Origin of the sequence: Acidaminococcus hominis (assembly GCF_900291475.1) — a bacterium.
GTDB classification, from domain to species: Bacteria; Bacillota; Negativicutes; order Acidaminococcales; family Acidaminococcaceae; genus Acidaminococcus; species Acidaminococcus hominis.
Map to the genome: position 1 here is coordinate 1,054,367 of NZ_OLMM01000005.1, position 26,920 is coordinate 1,081,286.

The 26,920-nt window shown below is 54.9% G+C and carries 22 protein-coding genes, 1 pseudogene and 1 riboswitch; of the genes and pseudogenes, 17 read left to right on the plus strand and 6 right to left on the minus strand.

Translation table 11 applies throughout. The features are described from left to right. Positions 1-293: 293 nt before the first annotated feature. From C7E10_RS11415 to C7E10_RS11435, 5 genes are all read right to left on the minus strand, one after another. Complete coding sequence (locus C7E10_RS11415; RefSeq protein WP_105327384.1) at positions 294-890, minus strand: hypothetical protein; 597 nt, start codon at positions 888-890, stop codon at positions 294-296. 266 nt (positions 891-1,156) lie between these two features. After that, the gene (locus C7E10_RS11420) at positions 1,157-2,248 is read right to left on the minus strand and encodes a hypothetical protein (protein WP_231086155.1); all 1,092 of its coding nucleotides are present in this window, start codon (positions 2,246-2,248) and stop codon (positions 1,157-1,159) included. Positions 2,249-2,340: 92 nt separating this feature from the next. Next, positions 2,341-2,793, minus strand: a complete 453-nt coding sequence (locus C7E10_RS11425) for a hypothetical protein (protein ID WP_105327385.1) — start codon at positions 2,791-2,793, stop codon at positions 2,341-2,343. A 157-nt stretch (positions 2,794-2,950) separates the two neighbouring features. After that, positions 2,951-3,613 carry a methionine ABC transporter permease gene (locus C7E10_RS11430; protein WP_105327386.1) on the minus strand — a complete coding sequence of 221 codons (663 nt, stop codon included), beginning with the start codon at positions 3,611-3,613 and terminating at the stop codon, positions 2,951-2,953. After that, a complete protein-coding gene (locus tag C7E10_RS11435) occupies positions 3,603-4,643 on the minus strand; it encodes a methionine ABC transporter ATP-binding protein (RefSeq protein ID WP_105327387.1) in 1,041 nt (346 codons plus the stop codon). The genes C7E10_RS11430 and C7E10_RS11435 overlap by 11 nt, the downstream gene beginning before the upstream one ends. A 73-nt stretch (positions 4,644-4,716) precedes the next feature. After that, positions 4,717-4,817: riboswitch (SAM riboswitch) on the minus strand. 223 nt (positions 4,818-5,040) lie between these two features. Here C7E10_RS11435 and C7E10_RS11440 point away from each other — a divergent pair. From C7E10_RS11440 to C7E10_RS11520, 17 genes are all read left to right on the plus strand, one after another. Next, positions 5,041-5,349 (plus strand): YerC/YecD family TrpR-related protein, encoded by a 309-nt coding sequence (locus C7E10_RS11440; RefSeq protein WP_255668088.1) that lies wholly within the window; start codon positions 5,041-5,043, stop codon positions 5,347-5,349. Next, positions 5,346-6,518 (plus strand): ATP phosphoribosyltransferase regulatory subunit, encoded by a 1,173-nt coding sequence (gene hisZ / locus C7E10_RS11445; protein ID WP_105327388.1) that lies wholly within the window; start codon positions 5,346-5,348, stop codon positions 6,516-6,518. Before C7E10_RS11440 ends, hisZ begins: the two co-directional genes overlap by 4 nt. A 12-nt stretch (positions 6,519-6,530) precedes the next feature. Further along, entirely contained in the window at positions 6,531-7,175 is a 645-nt protein-coding gene (gene hisG, locus C7E10_RS11450) for an ATP phosphoribosyltransferase (protein WP_105327389.1), read from the plus strand. After that, positions 7,176-8,525, plus strand: coding sequence for a histidinol dehydrogenase (gene hisD, locus C7E10_RS11455; RefSeq protein WP_105327390.1), 1,350 nt, complete (start codon positions 7,176-7,178; stop codon positions 8,523-8,525). A gap of 42 nt (positions 8,526-8,567) precedes the next feature. Further along, complete coding sequence (locus C7E10_RS11460; protein ID WP_105327391.1) at positions 8,568-9,731, plus strand: pyridoxal phosphate-dependent aminotransferase; 1,164 nt, start codon at positions 8,568-8,570, stop codon at positions 9,729-9,731. Beyond that, positions 9,732-10,319 carry an imidazoleglycerol-phosphate dehydratase HisB gene (gene hisB / locus C7E10_RS11465; RefSeq protein ID WP_353937266.1) on the plus strand — a complete coding sequence of 196 codons (588 nt, stop codon included), beginning with the start codon at positions 9,732-9,734 and terminating at the stop codon, positions 10,317-10,319. Then, on the plus strand, positions 10,316-10,927 hold the full coding sequence (gene hisH, locus C7E10_RS11470) for an imidazole glycerol phosphate synthase subunit HisH (RefSeq protein ID WP_231086151.1): 612 nt from the start codon (positions 10,316-10,318) through the stop codon (positions 10,925-10,927). The genes hisB and hisH overlap by 4 nt, the downstream gene beginning before the upstream one ends. Further along, positions 10,924-11,652, plus strand: a complete 729-nt coding sequence (gene hisA, locus C7E10_RS11475) for a 1-(5-phosphoribosyl)-5-[(5-phosphoribosylamino)methylideneamino]imidazole-4-carboxamide isomerase (RefSeq protein WP_105327394.1) — start codon at positions 10,924-10,926, stop codon at positions 11,650-11,652. The genes hisH and hisA overlap by 4 nt, the downstream gene beginning before the upstream one ends. A gap of 2 nt (positions 11,653-11,654) precedes the next feature. Then, on the plus strand, positions 11,655-12,413 hold the full coding sequence (gene hisF / locus C7E10_RS11480) for an imidazole glycerol phosphate synthase subunit HisF (RefSeq protein WP_105327395.1): 759 nt from the start codon (positions 11,655-11,657) through the stop codon (positions 12,411-12,413). Continuing rightward, positions 12,410-13,042: a bifunctional phosphoribosyl-AMP cyclohydrolase/phosphoribosyl-ATP diphosphatase HisIE gene (gene hisIE / locus C7E10_RS11485; RefSeq protein WP_105327396.1), complete on the plus strand. Its 633-nt coding sequence runs from the start codon at positions 12,410-12,412 to the stop codon at positions 13,040-13,042. The genes hisF and hisIE overlap by 4 nt, the downstream gene beginning before the upstream one ends. A gap of 29 nt (positions 13,043-13,071) precedes the next feature. Further along, the gene (gene glmM, locus C7E10_RS11490; protein ID WP_105327397.1) at positions 13,072-14,415 is read left to right on the plus strand and encodes a phosphoglucosamine mutase; all 1,344 of its coding nucleotides are present in this window, start codon (positions 13,072-13,074) and stop codon (positions 14,413-14,415) included. Positions 14,416-15,209: 794 nt separating this feature from the next. Next, positions 15,210-17,039 carry a glutamine--fructose-6-phosphate transaminase (isomerizing) gene (glmS, locus tag C7E10_RS11495; protein ID WP_105327398.1) on the plus strand — a complete coding sequence of 610 codons (1,830 nt, stop codon included), beginning with the start codon at positions 15,210-15,212 and terminating at the stop codon, positions 17,037-17,039. 964 nt (positions 17,040-18,003) lie between these two features. Next, positions 18,004-19,017: an L-dopachrome tautomerase-related protein gene (locus tag C7E10_RS11500; protein ID WP_105327399.1), complete on the plus strand. Its 1,014-nt coding sequence runs from the start codon at positions 18,004-18,006 to the stop codon at positions 19,015-19,017. Between the two features lie 533 nt (positions 19,018-19,550). Then, a complete protein-coding gene (gene nadA / locus C7E10_RS11505; protein ID WP_105327400.1) occupies positions 19,551-20,471 on the plus strand; it encodes a quinolinate synthase NadA in 921 nt (306 codons plus the stop codon). A 3-nt stretch (positions 20,472-20,474) separates the two neighbouring features. After that, the gene (locus C7E10_RS11510; RefSeq protein WP_105327401.1) at positions 20,475-22,070 is read left to right on the plus strand and encodes an L-aspartate oxidase; all 1,596 of its coding nucleotides are present in this window, start codon (positions 20,475-20,477) and stop codon (positions 22,068-22,070) included. Beyond that, a complete protein-coding gene (gene nadC, locus C7E10_RS11515) occupies positions 22,067-22,906 on the plus strand; it encodes a carboxylating nicotinate-nucleotide diphosphorylase (RefSeq protein ID WP_105327402.1) in 840 nt (279 codons plus the stop codon). Before C7E10_RS11510 ends, nadC begins: the two co-directional genes overlap by 4 nt. Positions 22,907-25,940: 3,034 nt before the next feature. Next, positions 25,941-26,393 carry a hypothetical protein gene (locus C7E10_RS11520; RefSeq protein WP_105327403.1) on the plus strand — a complete coding sequence of 151 codons (453 nt, stop codon included), beginning with the start codon at positions 25,941-25,943 and terminating at the stop codon, positions 26,391-26,393. A 384-nt stretch (positions 26,394-26,777) separates the two neighbouring features. Here C7E10_RS11520 and C7E10_RS12550 read toward each other — a convergent pair. Beyond that, positions 26,778-26,920 (minus strand): annotated as a pseudogene (locus C7E10_RS12550) (IS30 family transposase); the annotation flags it as partial.

Sequence of the window (26,920 nt, forward strand, 5' to 3'; positions counted from 1 at the left end):
CTTAGCCTATAGACAGCCTGGAAGAAGGGAGGGGAGCGCCATGCTGCATATTGAACCGATTTTTTGGCTGGGCATGGGAGCCATTGCGGTGGTCGTCTGCGTTATGCAGATTGTCTGCTGGAACCTGACTCCGAAAGCGCCGCGTCATGACTGACCGATCGTGCCTGAAAAAACAAGAAGACCCCCCTCCTGGTGAGCGGGGCCGCGTGGGCTGGAAATAGCCAGCCTGAAAAAAATGCCTTGTGAGCGGTAATTGCGTTCACAAGGCATTTTTGCGTTAAGAAGACTGGTGGTCAGCGGTTTTCTGACGGAAAAGTTTTATCGTAGGCCGTCAGGCGAATATAAAATACCTTGTCCGAGATGGACGCGGGACCGTGGGAAATGACCAGGTTGCGCTGCGCCCAATGGTTCCAGACCGCCACCTCAAAGGGCACCCGGCGGGCCTTCAGGTACCCCATGAGCCTCTTGGCCTTGGTGTCTTCGATACCCACTACGCCCAATAGGGCATATTCCGCAGCGTAGGCGTCCTGAAGCGCTTCCCCATTGCTGACAGGGACCGCAAGGGCCACCTTGGAAACATACCCGGCCTTGTTGGCATAGGCTGTGATGAAGACCCCGTGCTGGCCGGGAACTCCCTTCCGCACAGCCCCAAAAACATAGGCGTCGTACAGCTTCCCCGGAATGGGCTCAGCAGGCGGTTTGTCAAATGTAAGCCCCGTACCCTTTGCCGCACTGTGAGCCTCTAGCAGCTGAAAAAACTCAGGAAAAGACATATCCGTCAGCTGCACCAATTCCGGCGCAGCAGCCCCGGCAGCAGAACAAACCGGCAGGGGAACAAACCCCAGACTCACGGTACAGAGTAGGAACAAAATCGCTAAAAATTTGCGCATGAAAAACCTCCTTTACTTGGGAGCACTTGCGTAGCCTAGAGAGCGCCAGCAGCCTAAAACAGAGGAGCCAGCGAAAGTCGTATGCTTATGGTATTCAACAAAGGAGAGAAAATTCCTTTATTGGGAAAAAGGAGAGTGGGGAGTGAAGGCTGGGGTTCACAGCCAAGCAGACCCCGAGAGCCCACAACCCAGCCGTCCCCACACAAAAAGCCTTGCCGACGTTTTTGCGTCCGCAAGGCTTTTTCACACCGCTTTTCAGCGCTTCTTCAATTGGGAAACTGCAAAGTAAACAGCTTGATATCAATCAGCTTGGTCTGGGGATTCCGTACGTAGGCCAGGATACCCAGGGTTTTGCTGTCCATGGCAGTAAGCTTGGCGCAGTTCAGGTTGTTATCCAGCAGCTTGGAACTGTTGAACGCCCCCAAATAATGGCCGTCACGGTTCCAAATCTTCAGTGTGAAGCCGTCAATGACCACCACGTAATGGTCCAGTACCGCCAGGTCCACCAGGTTGTAGATGGAATCCTTGTCCGTCTGGATGTAGCTGCCGTAGGTTTGCAGCTGCTTGCCCTGGGGGGAGAAGGAGGCCACGATATTAAAGTCGTTGGTCTTGATCCGGCCGCCCCCAAACACCGTGCCGTCCGGGGCAATCCGCACCAGGGTCAGGCCCCCGGCAAAGGGCTTCGCCCGGTTGTGGAGGAAGGCCGGGTGGTTGTTGTCAAAGGACCCGTCATGGATATCCGCCAGGGTAAAGTTGTCGTTGCCGTACAGGTAGGCCTGCTGGTCTCCGGGGAGCAGGGCCACCCGGGTGGCAGTGGTGCTGCCCTTCAGGCTGATGATGTCGTTGCCGTCCTTCAGGGTATGGATGCCATTGCGCACGTAGTAGACTTCCCCTTTGCTGCCCACGTTGACGCTGAGAATCATCTTTTCGTGGATGGTGAACACCCCGTCTTCCCCGAAGGAACGGTGGGCGAACAAGCTGCCGTTTTTCACGTCAAAGGCGTCAATATGGGTGCTTTCCCCGTCCTGGCTGCGCAGGGCCAGGTAGAATACCTCGTCCCGGTAGTGGAAGCTGAGAATCTTGTCCACATCGTAGCTGGTCAGCTCCGGCGTGTTGATTTCCTGGAGGTTCAGATTGGTGTTGGCAATGGTTACCGTCTTCACCGGCTGGGGCTTGTAGTGCATAATGTGCATCTTGATGTCCGCCCGGTAGTTGTAGGCCATGACCCCCAGAATCACCAGGGCCGTCAGCAGCAGAAAATACAGGGTGGAATGATTTTTCTTGGGAGGCTTCCGCCGGGCCTGCCCAAAAGCAACGGGCTGGGGCCGGGTAGGCCGTTTTCTATGGAATAGCGCCAAGGGTTTGCGCTCCTTTCATTATGGTCAAAACCTAGTATAGCATGAAAAAAAGCGTTTTACCAAGAGATTTGGCAAAACGCTTTGTCCCGGCCTTACGCTCCGGGGAAATTCTTGCTGAAATACATATTGTAGGCTTTGTGGAAAATCAGGTTTCCCACGTAGTAGCCCTGACTGTAGGGCAGAATGTCCAGGGCCGTGCCGTCCACCTTGCCAGGGGCCTGGTTTAACAGTTTGCCTTCCTCATCGCAGGGCAGGGCAGCCTTGAAGGTCAGCTTCATGGTCTGGTCCTTGTAATTGTAGGTGTACAGCTGGGTGTATTGGAAGCCGCTGTGGTTTACATAGTCCAAAGTGTAGGTGACCACCGAAAGCTGGTAGGCCGGGGGAGCGTACTGGACCACCTGTACCGAATCCAGGTCCACATACCGTCTGCCCTTTTGGGACGTATCCACGCAGACAAAGCGCTGGGGCTGCTGGTCAAAGGAATTGGCAAAGCCCGGCACTGCAAACGAGCACAGCAGCATCAGCACCAAAAAGAATTTCTTCATAAGTCTCGCCTCCTCAAATGTGAATAAGGTGTATTTTTATTATAGCATAGAATTGCAAGAAAATTCCTGGGATTTATCGCTGCCAAAAGGGAGCAGGGGGAACACAAAAAAATGCACCAGCCGCAGCTGGTGCACCAAAAATCCCTACTTACAATCCTTATTTAATTTTATTCTTGTTCAGCTTGCTGGAGAACCGGTTGCCGCAGGACTGCACCAACTGCACCAGGGCAATCAGCACGATAACCGTGGCCAGCATGGTGTCGGCCTGGAACCGCTGATACCCGTAGCGGATGGCCAGGTCCCCCAGACCGCCGCCGCCCAGGGCGCCGGCCATAGCCGAGCTGCCGATCAGGCTGATGATGGCCAGGGTAATCCCCAGCACGATGGAGTGCATGGCTTCCGGCAGCAGCACCTTCCAGATGATTTGCAGGGGAGAGGCCCCTACAGACAGGGCTGCTTCAATAACCCCGTGGTCCACTTCCAAAAGGGAGGACTCAATAATCCGGGAAATAAACGGAGTGCAGGAAATGGTCAGGGGCACAATGGCTGCGGTGGTCCCGATAGAAGACCCGACAATAATACGGGTCAGGGGAATAATGGCAACCATCAAAATGATAAAAGGCGTGGAACGGGTGGCGTTGACAATGGCGCCCAAAATCCGGTTCACCACTTTGTTTTCCATAATATGGCCCTTGCCGGTCACCGTCAGGATAACCCCCAAAGGAATCCCAAACAACGTAGCCAGAGCGGCGGAAACCACCACCATGTAGCAGGTTTCCCCCAGAGCCTTGATTAGCAGATTCATCATATTAGGAGACATAGCCAATCACCTCCACCTTCAATTGCTGCTTGGCCTGGAGATAATCCAGGGCCTCCTTCATATGCACCTCGTCGCCTTCCAGCTCTACCAGCAGCGTCCCGTAGGGGGTGTTCTGGAGGCTTTCAATGTTGGCGGTGAGGATGTTCACGTCAATATCAAACTGCTTGATCAGCACGGAAATCACCGGTTCTCCGGCGCTTTCCCCAATAAAGGACAAGCTGACCAGCGCCTTGTTTCCCGGCTGGTAGACCTTTTGGATGTTCATCTGTTTTACGAAATCCGGCAGGTCGTTGTGCTGGATGCTGGCCACAAATTCCTTGGTGGTGGCCTTCTGGGGATTGGTGAACAGGTCGAACATGGTGCCTTCTTCAATGATTTCCCCGTTTTCAATAACGGCAACCCGGTCGCAGATTTCCTTCACCACATTCATCTGGTGGGTAATCATCACGATGGTAATGTGCAGCCGCTTGTTGATGTTCCGGAGCAGGTCCAGAATGGATTCCGTGGTTTGGGGGTCCAGGGCGGAGGTGGCTTCATCGCACAGCAGCACCGTAGGGTCGGAAGACAGGGCCCGGGCAATGCCTACCCGCTGCTTCTGGCCGCCGGACAGCTGGGACGGATAATGGTCCGCCCGGTCGGTGAGGCCCACCAGTTCCAGCAGGGGATCCACCTTCTTTTTGATGGCAGCCTTGTCCAGCCCTTGGATTTCCAGGGGGAAGGCAATGTTGCCGTAAACGGTCCGGCTGCTCAGCAGGTTAAAATGCTGGAAAATCATGCCGATGTTCTGCCGGGCTTTCCGCAGTTCCACCGGGCTCATGGCCGTAATGTCCTGGCCGTCCACAATCACCTTGCCGCTGGTGGGTTCCTCCAGCCGGTTGATGCAGCGGACCAGGGTGCTTTTGCCGGCCCCGGACAAACCGATGATGCCGAAAATTTCACCTTCATTAATAGACAAGTTGATATCTTTCAGGGCGTGCAGGTCCCCGGAGCTCGTGTGATAGATCTTGTCAATGTGCTGCAGCTCTATCATAAAATATGTCCACCTCCATACAATAAAAAAACCTCTTCACTCAATATGAAGAGGAATGCGTTTGGCTTAATCATCTTCATCTTTCAGGCTGCACCTGATGGACTTAGCACCGTTCACAAAGTGATGGTTGCCGTAACATCATCGGGCCAGTCCCTCCGTTACTCTTGATGAATCCGTGTGGATAAATGATACTCTGTTATGTACAGTTTGTCAATGTGTTTTGGCAAAAAAAGCCTCCAAAGTGGAAAAATGTCAAAGTTTGGTAAAAACTAGAAAAAATACTTGACTTTATTACTTCATCGGAGTAAAGTACTAAATCAGTAAAGAGGTAAAGCAAGATCGGCATTCGGTCCATTTCATAAACCAAACCTGGAAACACCTAGAAAGGGGTACCAACATGATTATTCAAGCAGGTTACAACAAAAAAGAACTTCTGCAGCTGGCTGACGCGTTCCTCACCCTGGAGAACAAGGAAATGTGCCTGGCCTTCCTGGAAGACATCTGCACCCCCAACGAGCTCAAGGCCCTGGGCCAGCGGCTGGAAGTGGCGGTGCGTCTTCATCGCGGCGAAAATTATGCCAAGATTGTCAAGGATACGGGCGCCAGCAGCACCACCGTTTCCCGGGTTAATCGCTGTTTAAACTATGGGGCAGGCGGCTACCAAACCGTCATTCCCCGTATTACCAAAGGAGAAGAAAACGCATGAGTACCAACATTTTGAGAATTCCCTATGGAACCAAAGATATCCTGCCGGGAGAAGCCCGGCTGAAGCGGAAAATGGAGGACCAGATTGCAGACAATTTTCTGTCCTGGGGCTATGACGAAGCCATTACCCCCACCTTTGAATACGCAGACACCTTTGCCCTAAGCGGCGCCGGCATTACGGAAGAAAGCATGAAGTTCATGGACCGGGAAAGCCGCACCATGATCCTGCGCACGGAAATGACCACCCCGCTGGCCCGGATGGTAGCCACCCGGCTCAAGGCTGACAAGGGCATCAAACGGCTGTTCTACATTGCCAACGTGTTCCGCCACGAACAGACCCAGGCCGGCCGCCAATGCGAATTCAGCCAGGCAGGCATCGAGCTCATCGGGGCAGCGGCTCCCATGGCGGACGCCGAAGTCCTGGCCCTGGCCGTCAGCAGCCTGAGGGCCGCCGGCCTGACGGATTTTCTCCTGAGCGTCGGCCACAGCGGCTTTTTGGCAGGGCTCATGGAAGAAGCGGAGCTTACCGGCACCCGGGCCGAATTTGTCAAGCACATGGTGCTGAGCCACAACGCCGTGGGCCTGAAGGAAGCTGCGGATTCCTACATCCGCAAGCCCGTGAAGGAACTGTTCCGGGAGCTGCTCTACCTCCAGGGCGGCGTGGACCTTTTGGACCAGCTGGAACGCCAGGTTTCCAATGAAAAGAGCAAGGAAGCCCTGCGGAACCTGAAAGCCATCTACCAACTGGCTTCCGCCTACGGCGTAGGGGACTACCTGTCCTTTGACCTGTCCCTGATTCGTGACTTTGATTACTATACCGGCATGGTGTTTGAGGCTTATGCGCCCCATATCGGTTTCAATATCTGCGGCGGCGGCCGCTACGACAAGATGATGGAGAACTTCGGGGCTCCGGCACCGGCCACGGGCTTTGCCATGGGCATCGACCGGATCATCCTCAGCCTCCAGCGGGAAGGCAAGTTCAACCAGGAATCCAAATGGGATATTTACGTAGCCTGGGCCCCCGGTCATCAGCAGCAGGCCATTGCCAAAGCCATGTCCCTGCGCGCAGACGGCAAGAACGTGAAGGTTGCCACCGACGCCCTGACCCCGGAAGAAGCGGACAAGGCCTGTGCAGCTAACCGCTGCGAAGCTGTAGCATACGTACGATAGGAGAGCTGTGAAATGGACTATTTAACGATTGCATTGCCCAAGGGCAAACTGTTTGCCAAATCCGTGGACTTGCTGGCCAAGGTAGGCTACGCCGCCGAAAACGTGGTGGAAAATTCCCGGAAACTGGTGATTACCAATGAAGAAACCAAAGTAAAATTCATCATCGTGAAAACCGTGGACTTGCCCACCTACGTGGAATACGGGGCCGCCGATATCGGCATCATCGGCAAGGACGTGCTGCGGGAAGAACAAAAAGATATCTACGAACTGCTGGATATGGGCTACGGCGCCTGCCATTTGATGATGGCCGTGCCCGAAGCCAAGCAGCTGCCCAACCTGACCGACTACGCCCATATGCGGGTGGCCACCAAATACCCCCATTCTGCCTCCGAGTTTTTCGAAAAGCTGGGCATGCAGATGGAAATCGTCAAGCTCAACGGCTCCATCGAGCTGGCCCCCATTGTGGGCCTTAGCGAACTGATTGTGGATATTGTCGAAACCGGCCGCACCCTCCGGGAAAACAAACTGAAGGAAATTGCTACCGTGTACCCCAGCTCCGCCCGGCTCATTGCCAATAAGGTCAGCTTCAAAATGCAGTATGACCGGATCAAGAAACTGGTGGAAGACCTGGAAACCGTACTCAAGGAGGAAGAATAAATGAAAGTATTGGATGAAAGAAAAAGCACTGCGGCCGAGATCAGCCGTTTACTGGAAAAGAAATCCTTTGATGAAGTAGAACTGTCCCCGAAAGTCAAGGCTGCCGTAGAAAAACTCTTTGGCCGGCCTCTTACGGCGGCAGAAGAAGTGGATATGATCGTAAACGACATCCGCAAGGAAGGGGACGCCAAGCTGTTCGCCTACACCAAAATGCTGGATGGGGCGGACTTGAATCCTGAGACAATCAAGGTCAGCGAAGCCGAATTTGCCGAAGCCGAAAAGGCCGTGGACCCCAAGACCATGGGTGCCATCAACCGGGCCATTGCCAACGTGCGCAAGTTCCACGAAGAACAGCTGCCCAAAACCTGGCTGACCCCCCGGGCCTATGGCTCCTTCCTGGGCCAGAAAATGACCCCGGTGGACTCCGTGGGCATCTACGTGCCCGGCGGCACCGCAGCCTATCCTTCCTCCGTGATTATGAACGCCGTTCCTGCCAAGGTAGCCGGCGTGCCCCGGATTGTCATGGCAGCCCCGGCTGGCCGGGATGGGAAAATGAACCCCTACGTACTGGCCACCGCCAAAGCCATCGGCATCACCGAAATCTACAAAATGGGCGGCGCCCAGGCAGTAGCGGCCCTGGCCTTTGGGACGGAAACCGTGCCCAAGGTGGAAAAAATTACCGGCCCTGGGAACATCTTCGTGACCCTGGCCAAGAAAGCCGTCTACGGCCACGTGGATATCGACATGCTGGCTGGCCCCAGTGAAATCCTGATTGTAGCCGACAAAACCGCCGACTACCAATACCTGGCTGCGGACCTGCTGAGCCAGGCCGAACACGACCCCCTGGCCTGCGCCATCCTGATTACCGACGATGAAAAGCTGGCTAATCAGGTAGCCGAAGAAGTGGAAGTCCAGCTGGCCCGGCTGCCCCGGCGGGAAATTGCCGCCCAGTCCCTGGCCGCCCAAGGCAAGATCATCCTGGCCAAGGATATGGAAACCGTGGTGGAAATGGCTAACCTGTCCGCCCCGGAACACATGGAAATCAACACCAAGGAACCCTTTGCCCTGGTACCCTATATCCGCAACGCCGGCGCCATCTTCCTGGGAGCCTACTCTCCGGAACCCCTGGGCGACTACTATGCCGGCCCCAACCACATTCTGCCCACCGGCGGCACTGCCAGATTCTATTCGGTACTGAATGTGGAAACCTTCATGAAAAAGACCAGCATCATTTCCTATACCAAGGAAGCGCTTTCTGAAGCCGCCGATGACATTATTGCCATGGCCGAAGCCGAAGGGCTCCAGGCACACGCCAATGCCATCCGCATCAGAAAGGAAAAACAACTGTAAGAACCTGGCTCAAAAAGTTTAGAAATATTGGGAGGAAGTATTATGACGGAAATCAAGGCACGGGCATGCTTGTCCAAATTTGAAGATTATCAGGTAGAAACGGTACCTGATGCAGATATTATCGTAAACGCCAACGAAACCAACTGGGACCTGACCCCGGAGCTCCGGGTAGAGCTCCAGACCCGGATCAGCGAAAACGCCTTTAACCGGTACCCTACCATGCACGGGGAAGAATTGTCTGAGCAGATTGCCAAGGCCCTGGGCGTAGACCCGGCCACGGTGGTCATTGGCAACGGTTCCAGCGAACTGTTGGAAAAAGCCTGCTTTGCCTTTGGCGGTGCCGGCACGAAAATTGCCTATCCGTCCCCGTCCTTTTCCATGTACGAAACCTACGCCGTACTGGGGGACGCAGAGCCCATCGCCTTTGCCCTGACCCCGGAAGGCTTCATTGACCCGGACGCGGTCATCGCCTTCTGCCAAAAGGAAAAGCCCAATGCGCTGATCATCTGCAACCCCAATAACCCCACCGGGAACTTTAACCCCCGCAGCGACATGGAAAAAATCATCCGCAATGTGGACTGCCTGGTGATTATGGACGAAGCCTACCTGGAATTTTCCAAGGAAGACGGCCAGGTGCTGGCCAACTCCACCTTGGAGCTCACCAAGGAAGTGGACAACCTGCTGGTGCTGCGCACCTTCTCCAAAGCCTACGGCCTGGCCAACCTGCGGATTGGCTACGGCATTGGGAGCCCGGCAGTGATGCGGGTACTCAAGAAAGTGCTGCTGCCCTATACGGTAAACGGCGTGTCCATCCTGACCGCCGGCCTGGTCTATGCCAAGCCGGAAGTGCTGGCCCAGCGGGTGCGGGCCGTGGTCAAGGGCCGGGAATACCTGCGGGAGCAGTTTACCGCCCTGGGCTTTAAGGTCCTGCCCTCTGCCACCAACTTCATTCTGGTGCTGCCCCAGGGCAAGGTACTGGACAACCTGGCTGCCCAGGCTGGCAAAAGCGGTGCAGAACCCGCTGCCAAAGCCAAGGCCGCTGGCTCCTACCTGTTCAAGCAGTTATTGAAACGGAAAATCCTCATCCGGGACTTCTCCCAAAAGGACCAGCTGCCGGGAGGCCTGCGGATTTCCATTGGCACCGCCCAGGAAAATCCGGAAATTATTGCAGGCGTCAAAGCCATTTTGGCCCAAGGGGAGGCATAAATCATGCGGGAAGGTTTGGTGGAACGCAGTACCAAAGAAACCCAGGTGAAGGTCCAGGTGAACCTGGACGGCTCCGGGAAAGCAGATATTTCTACAGGCATTGGCTTTTTTGACCATATGCTGACCCTTTTGGCGGTCCATTCCTTTATGGACCTGCGCATTGAGGCCCACGGGGACCTGGAAGTAGATTCCCACCACACCGTGGAGGACGTAGGCCTCTCCCTGGGCAAGGCCCTGCGCCAGGCCCTGGGGGACAAGGCGGGCATCCACCGCTACGGCAGCTGCCTGCTGCCCATGGACGAAACCCTGGCCCAGGTAGCCCTGGACTTCAGCGGCCGCCCGTTCCTGGTGTGGAACGCCGAGATTCCCCGGGTCAAGCTGGGCAATTTCGATACCGAAATGGGAGAGGAGTTCTTCCGGGCCGTAGCCGTGGAAAGCGGCCTGACCCTCCACGTGAACGTGCCCTACGGCAAGAACACCCACCATATGCTGGAAGCCATTTTTAAAGGATTTGCTCGGGCCGTGGCAGAAGCCGTGGCCAAGGATCCCCGGGTCCACGGGGTCATGAGCAGCAAGGGGGCATTATGAGCGAGCAAGTGGTCATCATCGATTACGGCAGGGGCAACCTGCACTCAGTATATAACGGCCTGGTAAAGGTCGGCGCAAAACCCGTGATTTCTTCGGACCCCAAGGTCATTGCGGACGCCCAGCGGGTAATCCTCCCGGGCGTAGGCTCCTTTGGGGACTGCATGCACACCCTGGAAAACCGGGGTCTGGTGCCGGTGATCCAGGAAGCCCTCCACAGCGGCAAGCCCTTTTTGGGCATCTGCCTGGGCGAGCAGCTGCTGTTTGAAGGCAGCGAGGAAGCCCCCGGCGTCAAGGGCCTGGGCTTTTTCAAGGGCCAGGTGAAGAAAATCGTCACCCCCTTTAAGATTCCCCACATGGGCTGGAACCAGATTCAGGTAGTGAATCCTTCTCCTCTCCTGACGGAAGCAGACGGCCAGTACGTGTACTTCGTCCACAGCTACCATGCAGTGCCCGAGGACCCCAGCATCATTACCGCCGTGTGCGATTACGGCGCCCAGATTACGGCTTCTGTAGGGAAGGGCAGTGTCCAGGCCTTCCAGTTCCACCCGGAAAAATCTTCTTTTGCGGGTCTTGCCATGCTGAAAGCCTTTAAGGAGTGGAAATTATGAACATTTATCCTGCCATCGACCTAAGGGGCGGCAACTGCGTCCGCCTGGTAAAGGGCGATTTTTCCAAGGAAACCATCTACAGCAATAACCCCGGTGAAATGGCCGCCAAATGGGCCAAGCTGGGAGCCTCCTGCATCCACGTGGTGGATCTGGACGGCGCCCTGGCCGGAGAAAGCAAGAACCTGGCCTCCATCGACGCCATTATCGCCCAGGGGAAGATTCCCATTGAGGTGGGCGGCGGCATCCGCACCCTGGAACATATTGACCGACTGCTCTCCCGGGGCGTTCACCAGGTGATCCTGGGCTCCGTGGCCGTCAAGAACCCGGCCCTTGTAAAGGAAGCCTGCGCCAAGTATCCCGGCCGGATTGTGGCCGGTATTGACGCCAAGGCCGGCATCGTAGCCGTGGAAGGCTGGGAAGCCAGCGGCCATATGCGGGCCGAAGACCTGGCCAAGGCCATGGCAGACGCCGGCGTCAGCCGCATCATCTTTACGGACATTGCCCGGGACGGCATGCTTACCGGCGTCAACGTGGAAGCCACCGTGCAGATTGCTAAGGCATCCGGCCTGCCTGTTACCGCTTCCGGCGGGGTGGGCAGCCTGGAAGATTTGCGGGAACTAAAAAAAAGAGAAGCAGCAGGCATAGAAGGGTGTATTATAGGTAAGGCGTTATATACTGGCGCCATTGACCTTCGCCAGGCTGTGGCAATCGCAAAGGAGGCCTGAGCATGCATACGAAACGGATCATTCCCTGCCTGGACGTAAAAGACGGCAGGGTGGTAAAGGGCACAAATTTTGTTAGTCTCAGAGACGCAGGGGACCCGGTGGAACTGGCTTCCCTGTACGAAAAGGAACAGGCGGACGAGCTGGTATTTTTGGATATCACCGCCTCCCTGGAAAAACGCAAATCCATGGTGGACGTCATCGAGCGCACTGCCCGGGAAGTGTTCATGCCCCTGACCGTTGGCGGCGGCATTACCTCTATTGAGGATATGCGGGCCGTACTCATGGCCGGTGCGGACAAAACTTCCCTGAACAGCGCTGCGGTCAAAAATCCGGACCTAATCCGGCAGGGGGCCGAAGCCTTCGGCAACCAATGCGTGGTACTGGCCGTAGATGCCAAAAAACGCGGCGAAAACTCCTGGGAAGTCTACATCCATGGGGGCCATACCCCTACGGGCCTGGACGTGCTGGAATGGGTGAAACGGGCAGTGGACCTGGGCGCTGGGGAGATACTTCTCACCAGCATGGACGCCGACGGCACCAAGGACGGCTTTGATATCCCCCTGACCCGGGCCGTGGCCGACGCCGTTCCCGTCCCGGTAATTGCTTCCGGCGGGGCCGGCTCCCTGGACGACTTTTACAAGGTGCTCACTGCCGGCGGTGCTGACGCTGCCCTGGCTGCCTCCGTGTTCCATTACGGGACCTTTACGGTGCGGCAGGTGAAGGAATATTTGCGCAGCAAAGGAGTGGAAGTTAGACTATGAAAATTGATGTAAGTCATTTGAAGTTTGACGACCGGGGACTGATTCCTGCCATTGTTCAGGACTACAAGACCAACCAGGTGCTGATGCTGGCCTATATGAACGGAGAATCCCTGGCCCGGACCGTAGAAACCGGCTATACCTGGTTCTGGAGCCGCAGCCGGCAGGAACTGTGGAACAAGGGCGCCACTAGCGGTCATACACAGCGGGTGCTCAGCATTACCTACGACTGCGACGGGGATACCCTGCTGGTGAAGGTGGAGCAAAAGGGCGCCGCCTGCCATACCGGCAGCTACTCCTGCTTCTTTAACCCCCTGTGGAACAGCGGCTCCGGCGAAAGCCTGCCGGTCACCGAAAAGAACCTGCCCCAGGTGCTGGACCAGATGTATGCCCTGATTCAGCAAAAACAACTGGCCCGGACCCCGGACAAACCGGCCCAGGGCCAGCAGGACTGGATTCTGAAGAAACTGGGTGAAGAATGCACCCGGACCCTCCTAGCCTCCAAAAACGACAGCCGTGACCAGGTTGTTTACGAGATGGGCGATTTATGGTATCATTGCTTAGTGCTGTTGGCCTTCCACAACATTACCTCGGAACAAATGCTGGCGGAAATGGGCGGGAAAAAGGAATAACAGCAAATCTCTAGGCTGGAGGCTGTTAAATGGCTAGATTGTTTGGTACGGACGGCGTCCGCGGCGTTGCCAATGGCAAGGTCCTGAACGCAGAACTGGCATATAAATTAGGACGTGCAGCTGCACAATATTTCGGGCGGGAAGTAAAAAGCCCCAAAATTATCATCGGACGAGATACCCGCCTGTCCGGCACCATGCTGGAAGCTGCCCTGGCAGCAGGCATCTGCTCCGCAGGGGGCAACGCCCACCTTTTGGGCGTGATTCCCACCCCGGCTGTTTCCTTCCTGACGGAACCCCTGGGGGCCAACGCAGGCGTAGTCATCTCCGCCTCCCACAACCCCTTTGAGGACAACGGCATCAAATTCTTTGCCCACAGCGGCTTCAAGCTGCCCGATGCAGTAGAAGATGAAATCGAAGCCATTGTCAACCGTCCCATCGACTACGACAATACCCTGACCGGGTCCTCCCTGGGCAGAGTGTACACCGAAGAAGACAAGAGTAACCTGTACGTGCAGCACGTGGTAAAAAGCGCCGACTGCAAGCTCAACGGCCTGAAAGTGGTCATGGACTGCGCCAACGGCGCCAACAGCGAAATCGCTCCTATGATCCTGCGCCTGTTGGGCGCCCAGGTTATTCCCATCTTCAATAACCCCAACGGCATCAACATCAATAACGGCTGCGGCTCCACCCATCTGGAAGCCCTCCAGCAAAAAGTCTTGGAAGAAGGCGCCGACGTGGGCATTGCCAACGACGGTGACGCAGATCGCTGCCTGGCAGTGGACGAAAACGGCCAGGTACTGGACGGCGACCAGATTATGCTGATCTGTGCCCTGGACCTGCTTAAGCGCGGCAAACTCAAGGACAACGTCCTGGTAACCACCGTCATGAGCAACGTAGGCCTGCAAAAAGCCATGAAAGAACATGGCGGCAGCACCGTGAAAACCGGAGTAGGCGACCGCTACGTCCTGGAAGAAATGCTGAAACACGACTACAAACTGGGCGGCGAACAATCCGGCCACATCATCTTTGGCGACCTGGCCCGGACCGGCGACGGCATGATGACCGCCGTGAAGCTTCTGAGCTCCCTGGTCCGCCATAACCAGACCCTGTCCCAGCTGGGCAGCCTGATGGTCAAGTATCCCCAGACCCTGCTGAACGTCCGCGTCAAGGACAAAAACGGCTGGGAAGAAAACCAGGCCATCGCCGAAGTAGTCAAGAAATATACTGAGGAACTGGGTGACGATGGCCAAGTACTGGTCCGCGCCTCCGGTACCGAACCCCTGATCCGCATCATGGCCCAGGGCCCCAACCAGGCCGAACTGGACGCCATCACCGACGCCATTGCCGAAGTGGTACGCAAAGAACTGGCGTAAGCGCAGGGTGTAGGGGAATCAAGGTAAGCTAAAAATGACTTGTGAACGAGAACGCTCACAAGTCATTTTTTTCATATATCCTATGCCTTCCCCGCTTTCTGCGCCCCCTCTGTGCCTCCAGTAGATTTGGAATAGGCGCATTTTCCCCATTTCAGTTGGGTTTACGGCAAAATGGAGATGACGAGGGGAGGAGAAGGCAAGCGGCAGTTGGTCGCAGAATACCTAGTTGAGAATCGTATAACCCGGCCCACAGACCGTATGCCTTCTTCTTACCAGTGCACTGCTTGGCATGCACTGGTAAGGGGAAGGAATGTTCCGCCCTTTTTCCTTATTTACCTTCATCAAGCGTGAGGAAGGTGGCCTGCCGTAAGGCAGGACGGAAAGAGTTTCCATTCAGCGGAACAAGGATGGGGGTTCAAATCCAGGATGTTCGCGGACCGCACCGACAAACTACCACCCCCTCTCCCTGGGACAAAAACGTCTCCAGCCCCCTTCGTAGTTGACCAACCTGCCAAAAAATAGTATGATAGACACGCTACAAAAACATGCCGCCCGGGTATACCGGTCTGGCCGGTCAGCAAAGGGCTTGAGGGGGACCTTTGCAAAGAGATTTGCGTAGTGGATCAGCGCACGTGCCGGGATTCCCGGCAGACGAGGAAGAGGTTTATCGAAACGTCAGCGGATGCCTCTCGGTAAGCTGCAAACCGTAAGCAGACCTACAAACCCCTTTGGTAACAAAGGAACACAGAAGGGCCTGCGGCAGACGGTAAGTACAAATTCAGGAGGGCACAACTATGTGCGGAATCGTAGGATATATCGGCAGAAAACAGGCAACCCCATTTTTGATGGAGGGCCTGAGCAAACTGGAATACAGAGGCTATGACTCTGCCGGCATCGCAGTATACAATGACGGAAAAATTACCGTAGAAAAATGCGTGGGCCGTTTGGACGCCCTGCGTCAAAAAATCGTAGGCAAAGAACCCGTGGGTACCCTGGGCATTGGCCATACCCGCTGGGCTACCCATGGGAAACCCAGTGACGTAAACGCCCATCCCCATACGGATGAAAAGAACGAATTTGCCGTGGTCCATAACGGCATCATCGAAAACTACATGCCCTTAAAGCAAAGCCTGCTGAAAAAGGGCTACCACTTCCGTTCCGATACGGATACCGAAGTGGTGGCACATTTGATGGCCGACCTGTACACCGGGGACTTTGAAGAAACCGTGCGCAAAGTGCTGCACGTAATCCAAGGCTCCTATTCCCTGGTATTCATGACCACCAAGGACCCCAGCAAGCTCATCTGCGCCAAGAAGAACAATCCCCTGGTCATCGGTCTGGGCAAAGGCGAAAACTACATCGCCTCCGATATCCCCGCCATCATCAGCAAGACCCGGGATACCTATATTTTAAGTGACGGCGAAATGGCCGTCATCACCCCGGATTCCGTAGCAGTCAAGGATCTGGAAGGCAACCCCATCGACAAGAAAGTCTTCCGGGTAACCTGGGATGCCGAAGCAGCCGAAAAAGGCGGCTTTGAACACTTCATGCTGAAGGAAATCTACGAACAGCCCAAAGCCGTCCGGGATACCCTCCGCAGCCGGGTCAGCAAGGACAGCGACACCGTTACCTTTAACGAACTCCAATGGACCCCAGAAACCCTGAAGGACATCAACAAGATCTTTATCGTAGCCTGCGGCACCGCCTATCACGCCGGCATTGTGGGCAAGTACTATATTGAAAAAATGGCCCGGATTCCCGTAGAAGTCGATATTGCCAGCGAATTCCGCTACCGGAACCCCATCATCGATGAACACTGCCTGTGCATCGTGGTCAGCCAGTCCGGCGAAACCAGCGATACCCTGGAAGCCCTGAAAGAAGCCAAACGCCGCGGCGCCAAAACCCTGGCCGTTACCAACGTGGTGGGCTCCTCCATTTCCCGGGAAGCCGAGCAGACCGTGTACACCTACGCTGGCCCCGAAATCGCCGTAGCCTCCACCAAAGCCTACACCACCCAGCTGATTGTTATGCTGCTGCTGGCCATGTACATCTCCTCCCTGAAGGGGACCCTGGACCAGGAACGGCTCCACCAGCTGATTCAAGGCGTTCTGGCCGTGCCGGAACAAATGCATGATATCCTGGACCATGTGGACCAGATTAAAGCCTTTGCCGCCAATTACGGCGATTGTGAAGACGCCTTCTTCCTGGGTCGCTCCCTGGACTACGCCGTAGCCCTGGAAGGCGCCCTGAAACTGAAGGAAATCTCCTACATCCACGCAGAAGCCTATGCTGCCGGCGAACTGAAACACGGCACCCTGGCCCTGATTGAGGAAGGCGTACCCGTCATCGTACTTGCCACCCAGTCCTCCATCTATGACAAAACCATCAGCAACTTGCAGGAAGTCAAGACCCGCGGCGCCATCGTTATCGGCATCGGCATGGAAGGCGATACCGAGCTGGCCAAACACGCCAACTCCGTTATCATCATTCCCAAAGCCGATGAAGACCTGGCACCCATCTTGGCCGTCATTCCCCTCCAGCTGCTGGCCTATTACGCCGCCCTGGTTCGCGGCTGCGACGTAGATAAACCCCGCAACCTGGCCAAATCCGTAACCGTAGAATAAAATGGGAAAGAAGTACCGTAAGGAGGCTGCCTTGGCAGCCTCCTTTAACCTTATTAGGGCGGCCCGCACTACACCCCGCAGACCGCACCAACAAAATCACCATTGGGAAAATACCGCAAGGCGGCAATAGGGGAAAATGGCAAAACTACCAAACTCCTTGTACTAGCCTTTATTTAGCATATGACCAGCAGCGGTTGGAATGCCCCCAACAAACGTGTGGGGGGTGTCGCCGAAAGGCGACGGAGGGCGCTCAAACCACGCCGCCCCACACTACACCCCGTAGACCGCACCAACTAATACGAGTTTTCTCCAGCTAAAAGTTGCCCTTGGGCAACTTTTCCGTCGTTGAGCTACCGTCCTTCCTGCACTAGCCCCAAATGGAGACAGGCCTTTCCCCTTGGGGGAAGCGGCACCGTAGGTGCCGATGGGGGCAATATGGTCCTGCCCGCTTTGCGGGCCCGGCCTCCTCCCATTCCCGTGGATCGCACGAACCATTATAACCTCTCGCCTCTAGGGGAGAGGAAAGCATCACTACCTTTGCATAAGGTAGTGATGCAGGAGAGTGGATTCCCGGCACCACATCACTTCAGGTTTGCGGACCGCACCAACTAATACGAGTTTTCTACAGCTAAAAGTTGCCCTTGGGCAACTTTTCCGTCGTTGAGCTACCGTCCTTCTTGCACTAGCCCCAAAAGGGGACAGACCTTTCCCCTTGGGGAAAGCGGCACCGTAGGTGCCGATAGGGGCAATATGGTCCCGCCCGCTTTGCGGGCCCGGCCTCCTCCCATTCCCGTGGATCGCACGAACCATTATAACCTCTCGCCTCTAGGGGAGAGGAAAGCATCACTACCTTTGCATAAGGTAGTGATGCAGGAGAGTGGATTCCCGGCACCACATCACTTCAGGTTCGCGGACCGCACCAACAGGCATCCTCCCCAAACCTTACTTAGAAAGGACAATCCCCATGCACAAAAAATCACTTCCTGCCCTAATCCTGGCCGGCCTCCTCCTAACCACCACTGCCTTTGCTGCCCGGCTGACCCAAATCGCCAGCTCGGACAAACAGTGGACCGGCGTCGCAGTGTCCCAATCCGGGCGGATCTTCGTCAATTACCCCACCTGGAACGACTACCCTCGGGACTACCGGGTCGCCGAACTGGTGGACGGCAAACTCCAGGCTTATCCCAGCCCTGAAGCCAACCGGGACTTCGTCTGCGTCCAAAGCGTCATAGCCGATGGCGAGAACCACCTGTGGATCCTGGACCCGGCCAAACTCCGGGACAAACCCGTAGCCAAAACCGGCGCCCGGCTGTATGAAGTGGACCTGTCCACCAACCGGATTACCCGGATCTTTGTCTTTCCAGAAACTGTGGCCCGGCCCGGCAGCTACCTGAACGACGTCCGCTTGGACCTGAACCGCAAGGTGGCCTATCTCACAGACTCCGGGGAAGGGGGTATTGTGGTCCTGGACCTGTCCACTGGGGACGCCTGGCGGGCCCTGACCGATATACCCCAGGTCAAAGCCAACCTCCAGCAGATAGACTTTGTTTCCACCGGCCCCGATACCCATGTGAGCCAAAGCGATGGTCTGGAACTCTCCGCTGACGGCAATACCCTGTATTTCACCGCCCTGGGCGGGGACAAACTCTACGCCGTACCCACCGCCGTGCTGAGAAACCGAAAACTCACCGTACCCCAGCGCCAGCGCTCCATCCAGGTGGAGAACCCCCAGAACGTCCCCACCGACGGCCTGATACTAGACGGCCATACCCTGTATATGGCCGACCTGCCCAAAGAAACCCTGTGGACCTATGACCTGAAAAAACACCAGGGCAAAGACCTAGACCTGGGCCAGCCCCTCCGCTGGGCCGATAGCTTCGCCAAAGGCCCAGACGGCACCCTGTACTTCACCACCTCCCAAATCAACTACCCCAAGAACCAGCGCACCAAATATGGCCTGTATAAACTGGAACCCTAAAAGAAGAACAAAAGGCATTCCCCCTGAAGTCAATGGGGGAGTGCCTTTTGTTCTGTCCAGCAGACCCTTCGAACAATTGCGGCCGCAGGCCGCAGAAGGAGCACTTCCCGTCACTACCATAGGAGAGTGCTCAGCTTCTAAAGGGAATTTGCAATAAAAATACACTTTATTCTTCTTCACTGTACGCACGTTGTGTTTAGAAGAATGTACTTTAAGAAACGTAGTAATACATTTTTGCTGACCGAATTTAAGCATTTGCGGCCCCCGGCCGCCTGCCTTCCCCTTAACAGTGCGCTGCTTGGCGTGCACTGTTAAGGGGAAGGAAAGCTCCGCCCCTAATTGCAAAGCGGAGCAAGGATGGGGTTCCCAGCCGTGATGCCCGGAGGGATCAACTTGCACACGACAACTGCATATCACCTTCTCCTTGCATAAATCCATGAAAAAAGCTACAATAGGGACAATGTATTACCAACAGATTGACAACTGTCTTGACAATAAATCGGCCCCGCGCTGAACCCTAAGGAGATTCAATCATGGAAGATATTTTTGATGCCATTGCCCGTCTCAAAAAAGAACGCAACGCCATTATTCTGGCCCACGTGTACCAGCCGGAAGAAATCCAGGAAGTAGCCGATTTCTGCGGGGATTCCTTTGCCCTGGCCCAGCAGGCCGCCAAAACCGACGCCGACGTCATCGTGTTCTGCGGCGTCCGCTTCATGGCCGAAACCGCCAATATCCTGTCCCCGGACAAAATCACCCTGCTGCCCAATATGGAAGCTGGCTGCCGGATGTTTGACGATACTCTGGACGCCAAGGTCCGGGCCGTGCTCCAGGAGCACCCGGAATACACCGTGGTGTCCTATGTAAATACCCCGGCCTCGGTGAAGGCGCTGAGCACTATCTGCTGCACCTCCTCCAACGCCGTAGCCGTGGTGGATTCCCTGCCTAAGGACGCCGAAATCCTCTTTGTCCCCGACCAGAACCTGGGCTCCTTTACCGCCGCCAAAACCCAGCACAAGATCCACGGCTGGGCCAGCTGCTGCCCCACCCATGCAGCGCTAACCGTCGAAGAACTCCAGGCCGCCAAAGCCGAGCATCCCGGCGCCAAGGTCCTGATGCACCCGGAATGCCGGCCGGAAGTCCGTGCCCTGGCCGACTACGTAGGCAGCACCATGGGCATTATCCACTACGCAGAGGACAGCACGGACCAGGAATTCATCATTGCCACCGAATGCGGCGTCTTCGCTCCCCTGGAGCAGCGCTGCCCCGGCAAGAAGTTCTATCCCGCCGGTCGACTGATGCTGTGCCCCAATATGAAAATGATTACCCTGGATATGGTGAAGCAGTCCCTGGAAACCCTGGAACCCCGGATGGTGGTCCCCGAGGATATCCGGAACAAAGCCCGCCAGTCCCTGGAACGGATGCTGGCCATTTCCGGCGGAAAGAAGGCCTGAGCCATGGAATATTGGACCGCGTTTGATACGGAGCAGTTGACTCCCGTGGAAACCCAGGTGCTGGTCATCGGCTCCGGCGCCGCCGGGCTCACCACCGCCCTGGACTGCGCCCGGGCCGGAAAGCAGGTGCTGGTGGTGGTCCGGGATACCTTGGAGGACTGCAACACCGCCAAAGCCCAGGGCGGCATTGCTGCCGTTATGGGGGAGGGGGACTCCACCGCCCTGCATCTGGAAGATACCCTCATTGCCGGTGCCGGCCTTACCGACGAAGCCATGGCCAAAATCCTGGTGGAGGAGGGGCCGGCGTCCGTCCGGGACCTGATCCAGGACGGCGCCCTGTTTGACCGGACTGCCGACGGCACCCTGGCCCTGGGCCGGGAAGGTTGCCACAGCCGGAACCGGATTGTTCATGCCAACGGAGACAGCACCGGCGCCGAAGTAGCCCGGGCCCTCCGGGCCGCAGCCGCCAAGGAACCCAATATTACCGTTCTGGAGCACTGCTACGTTGCGGACCTTCTGGTGAAGGAGGGCACCTGCTATGGCGCCATAGCTCTCTACCAGGGCGGCCCCCTGTACCTGCGGGCCGCTGCCACCGTCCTGGCCACCGGCGGCCTGGGCCGCCTGTTTGCCTACACCACCAACCCCCACGGCGCCCTGGGTGCCGGCGCTGCCCTGGCCTACCGGGCGGGAGCCGAGCTCATGGATATGGAATTTGTCCAGTTCCATCCCACCGCCCTGGCCAAACTAGGCTGTCCCAGCTTCCTGGTATCGGAAGCCGTCCGGGGCGCTGGTGGCAAATTGTACAATACCCAGGGCGAACGCTTCATGCCCAAGCACCACCCCATGGCCGAGCTGGCCCCCCGGGACGTGGTGGCCCGGGCCATCGCCTGGGAAATGAAAAAATGCCAGAGCGACCACGTACTCCTGGACACCACCGGCATTGACCACTTTGCGGACAAGTTCCCCATGATTACCCGGACCCTGCGCTCCTATGGCGTGGACCCCGTAAAGGAGCAGATTCCCATTGCCCCGGCAGCCCACTACATGATGGGCGGCGTGCGCACCGATGCCCAGGGCCGGACCAATATCGCCCGCCTGTACGCCTGCGGGGAAGCCGCCTGCACCGGAGTCCAGGGCGCCAACCGTCTGGCCAGCAACTCCCTTTTGGAAGGCCTGGTGTTCGGCCACCGGACCGCAGAAGCCCTGGAAGGGGAAAGCGGCGTGGACTGCACAGCTAGGCACTGGGCCAGCCACCTGGTACCCGTGACCCAAAGCGAAAGCGAACTCCAGCAGCTCCAGGAAACCCTCCGCCAGCTGCTGAGCCGGCAGTTGGGCATTGCCCGGGACCGGGAAGGCATGGCTGAAGCCCTGCGGCAGCTGAAAGCCTGGGCCGCCCTCTTTGCCGGCACCGCCTGCACCACCGTTACCCAGCTGGACCTGCGCTGCCAGCTGCTGGTGTCCCAGCTGATCACCCAAGCCGCCCTTGCCCGGGAAGAAAGCCGGGGCGCCCATTACCGGACGGATTACCCCCTGTCCCGGGTGGGGTGGCAGCATCACAGCATTGAAAAACTACAGAAATCCCAGGAGGCTAACCTATGAACCCCTTACTGTTGGACCAGGACCTGAAAGCCTGGCTGGAAGAAGATATTGGTTTTGGCGATATTACCACAGAAGCCATCGTACCGCCGGACGCCGTGGCCACCGGCCTCATTCATACTAAAGAAGCTGGCCTTGTGTGCGGCCTGCCCCTGGCCCAGCGGGTCTTTGCCCTGCTGGACCCCACCCTGACCTTTGTGCCCATGGTGACGGAAGGCACCGCCGCAGGAGACCGGACTGTACTGGCTAAAGTTTCCGGCAGCGCCCGTTCCTTGCTTACCGGCGAGCGCCTGGCCCTGAACCTGCTCCAGCACCTGTCTGGCATAGCCACCTATACCCATAAACTGGCCCAACTGGCCGCCCCCTACGGTGCCGTAGTGGTGGATACCCGGAAAACCACCCCGGGCCTGCGCCAGCTGGAAAAATACGCCGTCCGGGTGGGCGGCGGCCGGAACCACCGCCAGGGTCTGTTTGACGCCGTCCTGATTAAAGACAACCACATTCAGGTAGCCGGCGGCATAACCCAGGCCTTGGAATTGGCCAAAAAGCACACCAGCCATATGACCAAAATCGAAATCGAAGTAGAAACGTTAGAAGGCGCCAGAGAAGCCCTCCAGGCCGGCGCCGACGTCATCATGCTGGACAACATGGCCCCCGAGCAAATGAAAGCCTGCGTCAAAGAACTCAAAGGCAAAGTGATTATAGAAGCCTCCGGCGGCATCAATGAGAACACCCTGGCCCAAGTGGCCGCCACCGGCGTAGACGTCATCTCCGTCGGCGCCCTGACCCATTCTGTTAAGGCATTGGATATCAGCATGGATATTGGGAAAATAAAATAAGGCAATGAAAAACGCTCTGGAAAACCCCAGAGCGTTTTTCATTGCATCAGCACCAAACCGATAGCTTGCAGACCGCACGACCAAAAAACGGTACAGAGTTTTCTACAGCTAAAATTTGCCTACGGGCAAATTTTCTGTAGTTGAGCTACCGTCCTTCTTGCACTAGCCCCAAATGGGGACAGACGTTTCCCTTCCAGGGGAAATGCCGCAAAGCGGCATTGGGGAAAAACTTCCTTCGTCAGCCTACGGCTGACACCTACCACAACGCTTTGCGGTCACATCCAAATATCCATATACTTCTTATAAAGGATATTTGGAATATGTGACCTATGTGATAGCAGCCCAAGAAGCAAGCCCAAAATGGGCGTAGCTGATTGGCTAGCTGCGAACCACTGTGGTAGGCTTCCAAGCCATCAATGGTCAAGTAAAATCTAAAATATAGTGCTGGTATGAAGATGACCAGTAGCTTCCTAGAATGCTTCCTGCAAACGTTGCGGCCGCATCCAAACATCCCACAAGTATACCCATGGATGTTTGGTCAATAAGGCCCATGCGATAGCTGCCCAGGAATTAAGCCTGCAAGGCGAAAATGACTGGCTAGCAGCGAACCGCTCAGGAAGTGTCGTCGCAGACGACGATAGAAGTTCATCAAAGCTTTTTTTTGCGGCGCTAGCGCCGCATCTGCCTTCTCCTTACCTGTTCGCTATGCGAACAGGAGAAGGGGAAGGAACGTTCCGCCCCTAGTGCTAAAGCGGAACAAGGATGGGGTTCGAAACTGGAATGTCTGCACTACACCCGTTGAGAACATTGACCAAAAATCCGGTATAGAGTTTTCTACAGCAAAAATTTGCCCGTGGGCAAATTTTCTGTAGTTGAGCTACCTAACGGTCCGCACTAGCCCCAGCGGGGAAAGATGTTTCCCACTCGGGGGGAGTCGTATCCATTTCTCAAGGCCTTGGCAGTAGAGAAATGGAATATACGACCCCTGCGACAGCCGTCCAGGAAGTGAGCTCAAAGAGCGAAGCTGACTGGTGAACGGCGAACCGCTAAATGCCGCAAAGCGGCAATAGGGGAATGCGTGCCGAGCCATATTCTCTTAAAATATAAATATATTGATATTTATCATTTTTTATTGTTTGCCTCTCGATTTATGGCAACCAACTGACAACCAAGTGGCAACCATTTGACAACCAAGTGGCAACCCAATATAAGTTAAGTCAAGTTAAGCTAAGTTAAGTCAAGTCAAAGCTTTAAAACCTAGTTGGGCGATGGATCGTGGTACTACACTACTAGTTACAGAGTGATAGTTCTTGATAGGTGATTGTAAACCTACCTAGGCGATGGTAACTTACTAGGGGGTGACAACACGTTCTGTGGATAACTCGATTTTGTAACAGGATGCTGCCAATGGGGTAAGGGTCATTTCTTGAATGGCTCAAAAATCGTTTTTAACGGTTTGCATACCTGCCATGCATAGTCGGATATGCATTTTATATAAAATGTCGCTCAGAGGCCAAATTTGGACGTAATAGGGCTATTTGTATTTTGGGGATATACCCCGCTTATTTGCCTGAATAGGTGTATTCGGGTAAAAACGGCCTGTTTTGGGTATCGGTTTACCAGTGCTTCTGCTGCTGCAGTAAAGGCCTCTGCCGCAGTCTGCGGCCGCTTCACCAGGGCTTTTTACCTGGGCTAAGGGAAAATATCCCCTGGGAAAAACAAAAGCTTCACAGGAGAAATAAACCGCCGCAGAACGGGCTTTGCTCTTGAAACAGGCCCTGAAACCCAGGGAGAAAATACCCTAAGCCAGCCCGGACCGTGTATAGCAGACTTGGCCAAAAAACGACCCGGCAGGATCCAAAATTCACTCAGTGAACATTTGTAAGCGAAAGTCTGAAAATTATGTAAATATATGCGCTCAAAAGCAAAAACGAAGTTTTTAAGAAAAGAACTCAGCAAGTAAATAATATAAATATATTGAGAAAATAAGTAATACGTGGAAAATACAGCTGATAGAGATCCGCTTACCCATTACAAAAAGCGGGGCCGGGGAGTGAGAACTTTAAAAGAAAATTCTTTCCCGCCAGCGTATCGCTCTTACTGGGCACTAGCCCAGGCGGGGACAGGCTTTCCCTTTGGGGGAAATGCCGCAACGCGGCAATAGGGGATAATAGCAGTAAATCCCAGTATTTAGCGGCCGTAGGCCACCTGCCTTCCCCTTACCAGTGCAGTGCTTGGCATGCACTGGAGAAGGGGAAGGTGCCGGCGAACTCGCCGGCGGATGGAGTTCAAACCCAAGTTGTCCGCACAATACCCGTTGAGAACATCGACCAAAAATCCGGTACAGAGTTTTCTGTAGTTCAGCTACCGTCCTTCTTGCACTAGCCCCAGCGGGGACTAACCTTTTCCTTCCGCTAAATGCCGCAAAGTGGCAATAGGGGGAAAAAGCAGCTGCCTCAAAACCATTGTTCACCACTCACAGCCCTATCGTTTACCAAAAGTTCTTACCTTCTTATCTTTCAAAAAAGCAAGGTAAGAACCGGAAACCCGCACCAGTCCTTGCTCTCCGGGATTTTTCTTACCTTCTTACCTTTTCCCGTACAGCCCTATATATATTATATAATTAACGGGAGACGGGTATTTTATTTTTTTATTTCTCTCTTTATATATCTATATGTAGGTAAGAAAGGTAAGAAGGTAAGAACGGAGGCCGCAAACCCAGTAGCCATGCGGGTTCCGGGATTTCATTTTTTCTTACCTTGTTCTTACCTTTTTTTGCAAGGTAAGAACTTTTTAGGGTGCAGGAGCGCACAGCGCCGCGAACCACTGCGGGGATACCCGGCACCAGCACCAGGAAGTCTGCCGACCGCACTATTATTCAAACCACAAGGGAGTTTTTTTGTACAAGGTTTATGCTACAATAAAACTGCAATCGGAAAGCTGATAAAAATACAATTGGGGGTACGGGTTTTTACTTACGTTTTAACTTTAGTATGGGAAGAAATTTAGGATTGATGAAAATGGAGGTATGACAATGAGCTACACACTAAAAGAGATGGTAGATTTTGGCACGGTGATGACCACAGAGTATTTTTATTTGAATATGGCTCAAGGCCCGGACTTTTACAAGTTTAAACTGCCGGTTGATCAGGCAAAGCCCTTTGTGGAACTGATTGATAAGGCCGAGAAACTTTTGGCACCTGCTTTTAAGGAAATTGATCCAGAGTCCTATGAAATAACACAAGGCTGCTATGAACCAGATACCAAAGAAGAAGGCTATGTGGAATTTTGTGCATTTATTCTTGGCCCGGTATGGATTAATGGCAAAGAGTATGATGAAAGCGGAGCCATCAATACAATGGATGAAATAGAAGCGGACACGGTTCAAGTAAAATGCAGTTTGGTTTGTGGTGATGAAGTGTTTGATACCAATGGCCTGCTGTTGGAGCTGAAAGCTGTTGATTTTGATAATGGCCAAAAGAAGTAGTTTTTGTGCGTGGCGGTGATACTGAAAGCTTCGTAGCTTTTGGCCGCAGGAAAATGTTGATGGACGTCAGTGATAAAAAGTATAAGCCCAGACACCGGATTCGTGGGGGATTCGGTTTCTGGGCTTTTATTTTGTTGGGAGGAATTTTGCTCATTTTGAATTCATGATATAATACTTATATACATGCTAGAGCAAGAAGAATGGTTCCGGCAATGAACGGAAAAACTTAGAAGCGATGGTTTGGCTTAATGTGGAAGCCTAAAGTCCTGCAAAAAAATTAAATATTTGTATATGGGGAAGTACTGATAAAAGGGGGATAGTTATGGGAACTATACTAAATAAAAAGCAGATGGTAAATTGCAAGTTGAATTTGAACAACTATAATCAAGAAACACACTCAATAGCATAAACTTCATCGAGGAATGCATCAAATAGCTCTGACGGCGTATGGTAGCCCAAAACACGACGTGGGCGCTGGTTCAGCGTATCTGCCATGTTCAGGATATCCTCATCAGAGAACCGCTCTA

What these genes read in the sequence shown, in the direction of transcription:
- C7E10_RS11435 (WP_105327387.1), bottom strand. Translation starts at nt 4,643, where the DNA reads ATGATAGAGCTGCAGCACATTGACAAGATCTATCACACGAGCTCCGGG.
- C7E10_RS11510 (WP_105327401.1), top strand. Translation starts at nt 20,475, where the DNA reads ATGGAATATTGGACCGCGTTTGATACGGAGCAGTTGACTCCCGTGGAA.
- nadC (WP_105327402.1), top strand. Translation starts at nt 22,067, where the DNA reads ATGAACCCCTTACTGTTGGACCAGGACCTGAAAGCCTGGCTGGAAGAA.
- hisD (WP_105327390.1), top strand. Translation starts at nt 7,176, where the DNA reads ATGAAAGTATTGGATGAAAGAAAAAGCACTGCGGCCGAGATCAGCCGT.
- C7E10_RS11415 (WP_105327384.1), bottom strand. Translation starts at nt 890, where the DNA reads ATGCGCAAATTTTTAGCGATTTTGTTCCTACTCTGTACCGTGAGTCTG.
- hisF (WP_105327395.1), top strand. Translation starts at nt 11,655, where the DNA reads ATGCATACGAAACGGATCATTCCCTGCCTGGACGTAAAAGACGGCAGG.
- glmS (WP_105327398.1), top strand. Translation starts at nt 15,210, where the DNA reads ATGTGCGGAATCGTAGGATATATCGGCAGAAAACAGGCAACCCCATTT.
- C7E10_RS11425 (WP_105327385.1), bottom strand. Translation starts at nt 2,793, where the DNA reads ATGAAGAAATTCTTTTTGGTGCTGATGCTGCTGTGCTCGTTTGCAGTG.
- C7E10_RS11460 (WP_105327391.1), top strand. Translation starts at nt 8,568, where the DNA reads ATGACGGAAATCAAGGCACGGGCATGCTTGTCCAAATTTGAAGATTAT.
- C7E10_RS11520 (WP_105327403.1), top strand. Translation starts at nt 25,941, where the DNA reads ATGAGCTACACACTAAAAGAGATGGTAGATTTTGGCACGGTGATGACC.
- glmM (WP_105327397.1), top strand. Translation starts at nt 13,072, where the DNA reads ATGGCTAGATTGTTTGGTACGGACGGCGTCCGCGGCGTTGCCAATGGC.
- hisIE (WP_105327396.1), top strand. Translation starts at nt 12,410, where the DNA reads ATGAAAATTGATGTAAGTCATTTGAAGTTTGACGACCGGGGACTGATT.
- nadA (WP_105327400.1), top strand. Translation starts at nt 19,551, where the DNA reads ATGGAAGATATTTTTGATGCCATTGCCCGTCTCAAAAAAGAACGCAAC.
- C7E10_RS11500 (WP_105327399.1), top strand. Translation starts at nt 18,004, where the DNA reads ATGCACAAAAAATCACTTCCTGCCCTAATCCTGGCCGGCCTCCTCCTA.
- hisG (WP_105327389.1), top strand. Translation starts at nt 6,531, where the DNA reads ATGGACTATTTAACGATTGCATTGCCCAAGGGCAAACTGTTTGCCAAA.
- hisZ (WP_105327388.1), top strand. Translation starts at nt 5,346, where the DNA reads ATGAGTACCAACATTTTGAGAATTCCCTATGGAACCAAAGATATCCTG.
- hisH (WP_231086151.1), top strand. Translation starts at nt 10,316, where the DNA reads ATGAGCGAGCAAGTGGTCATCATCGATTACGGCAGGGGCAACCTGCAC.
- C7E10_RS11440 (WP_255668088.1), top strand. Translation starts at nt 5,041, where the DNA reads ATGATTATTCAAGCAGGTTACAACAAAAAAGAACTTCTGCAGCTGGCT.
- C7E10_RS11430 (WP_105327386.1), bottom strand. Translation starts at nt 3,613, where the DNA reads ATGTCTCCTAATATGATGAATCTGCTAATCAAGGCTCTGGGGGAAACC.
- hisA (WP_105327394.1), top strand. Translation starts at nt 10,924, where the DNA reads ATGAACATTTATCCTGCCATCGACCTAAGGGGCGGCAACTGCGTCCGC.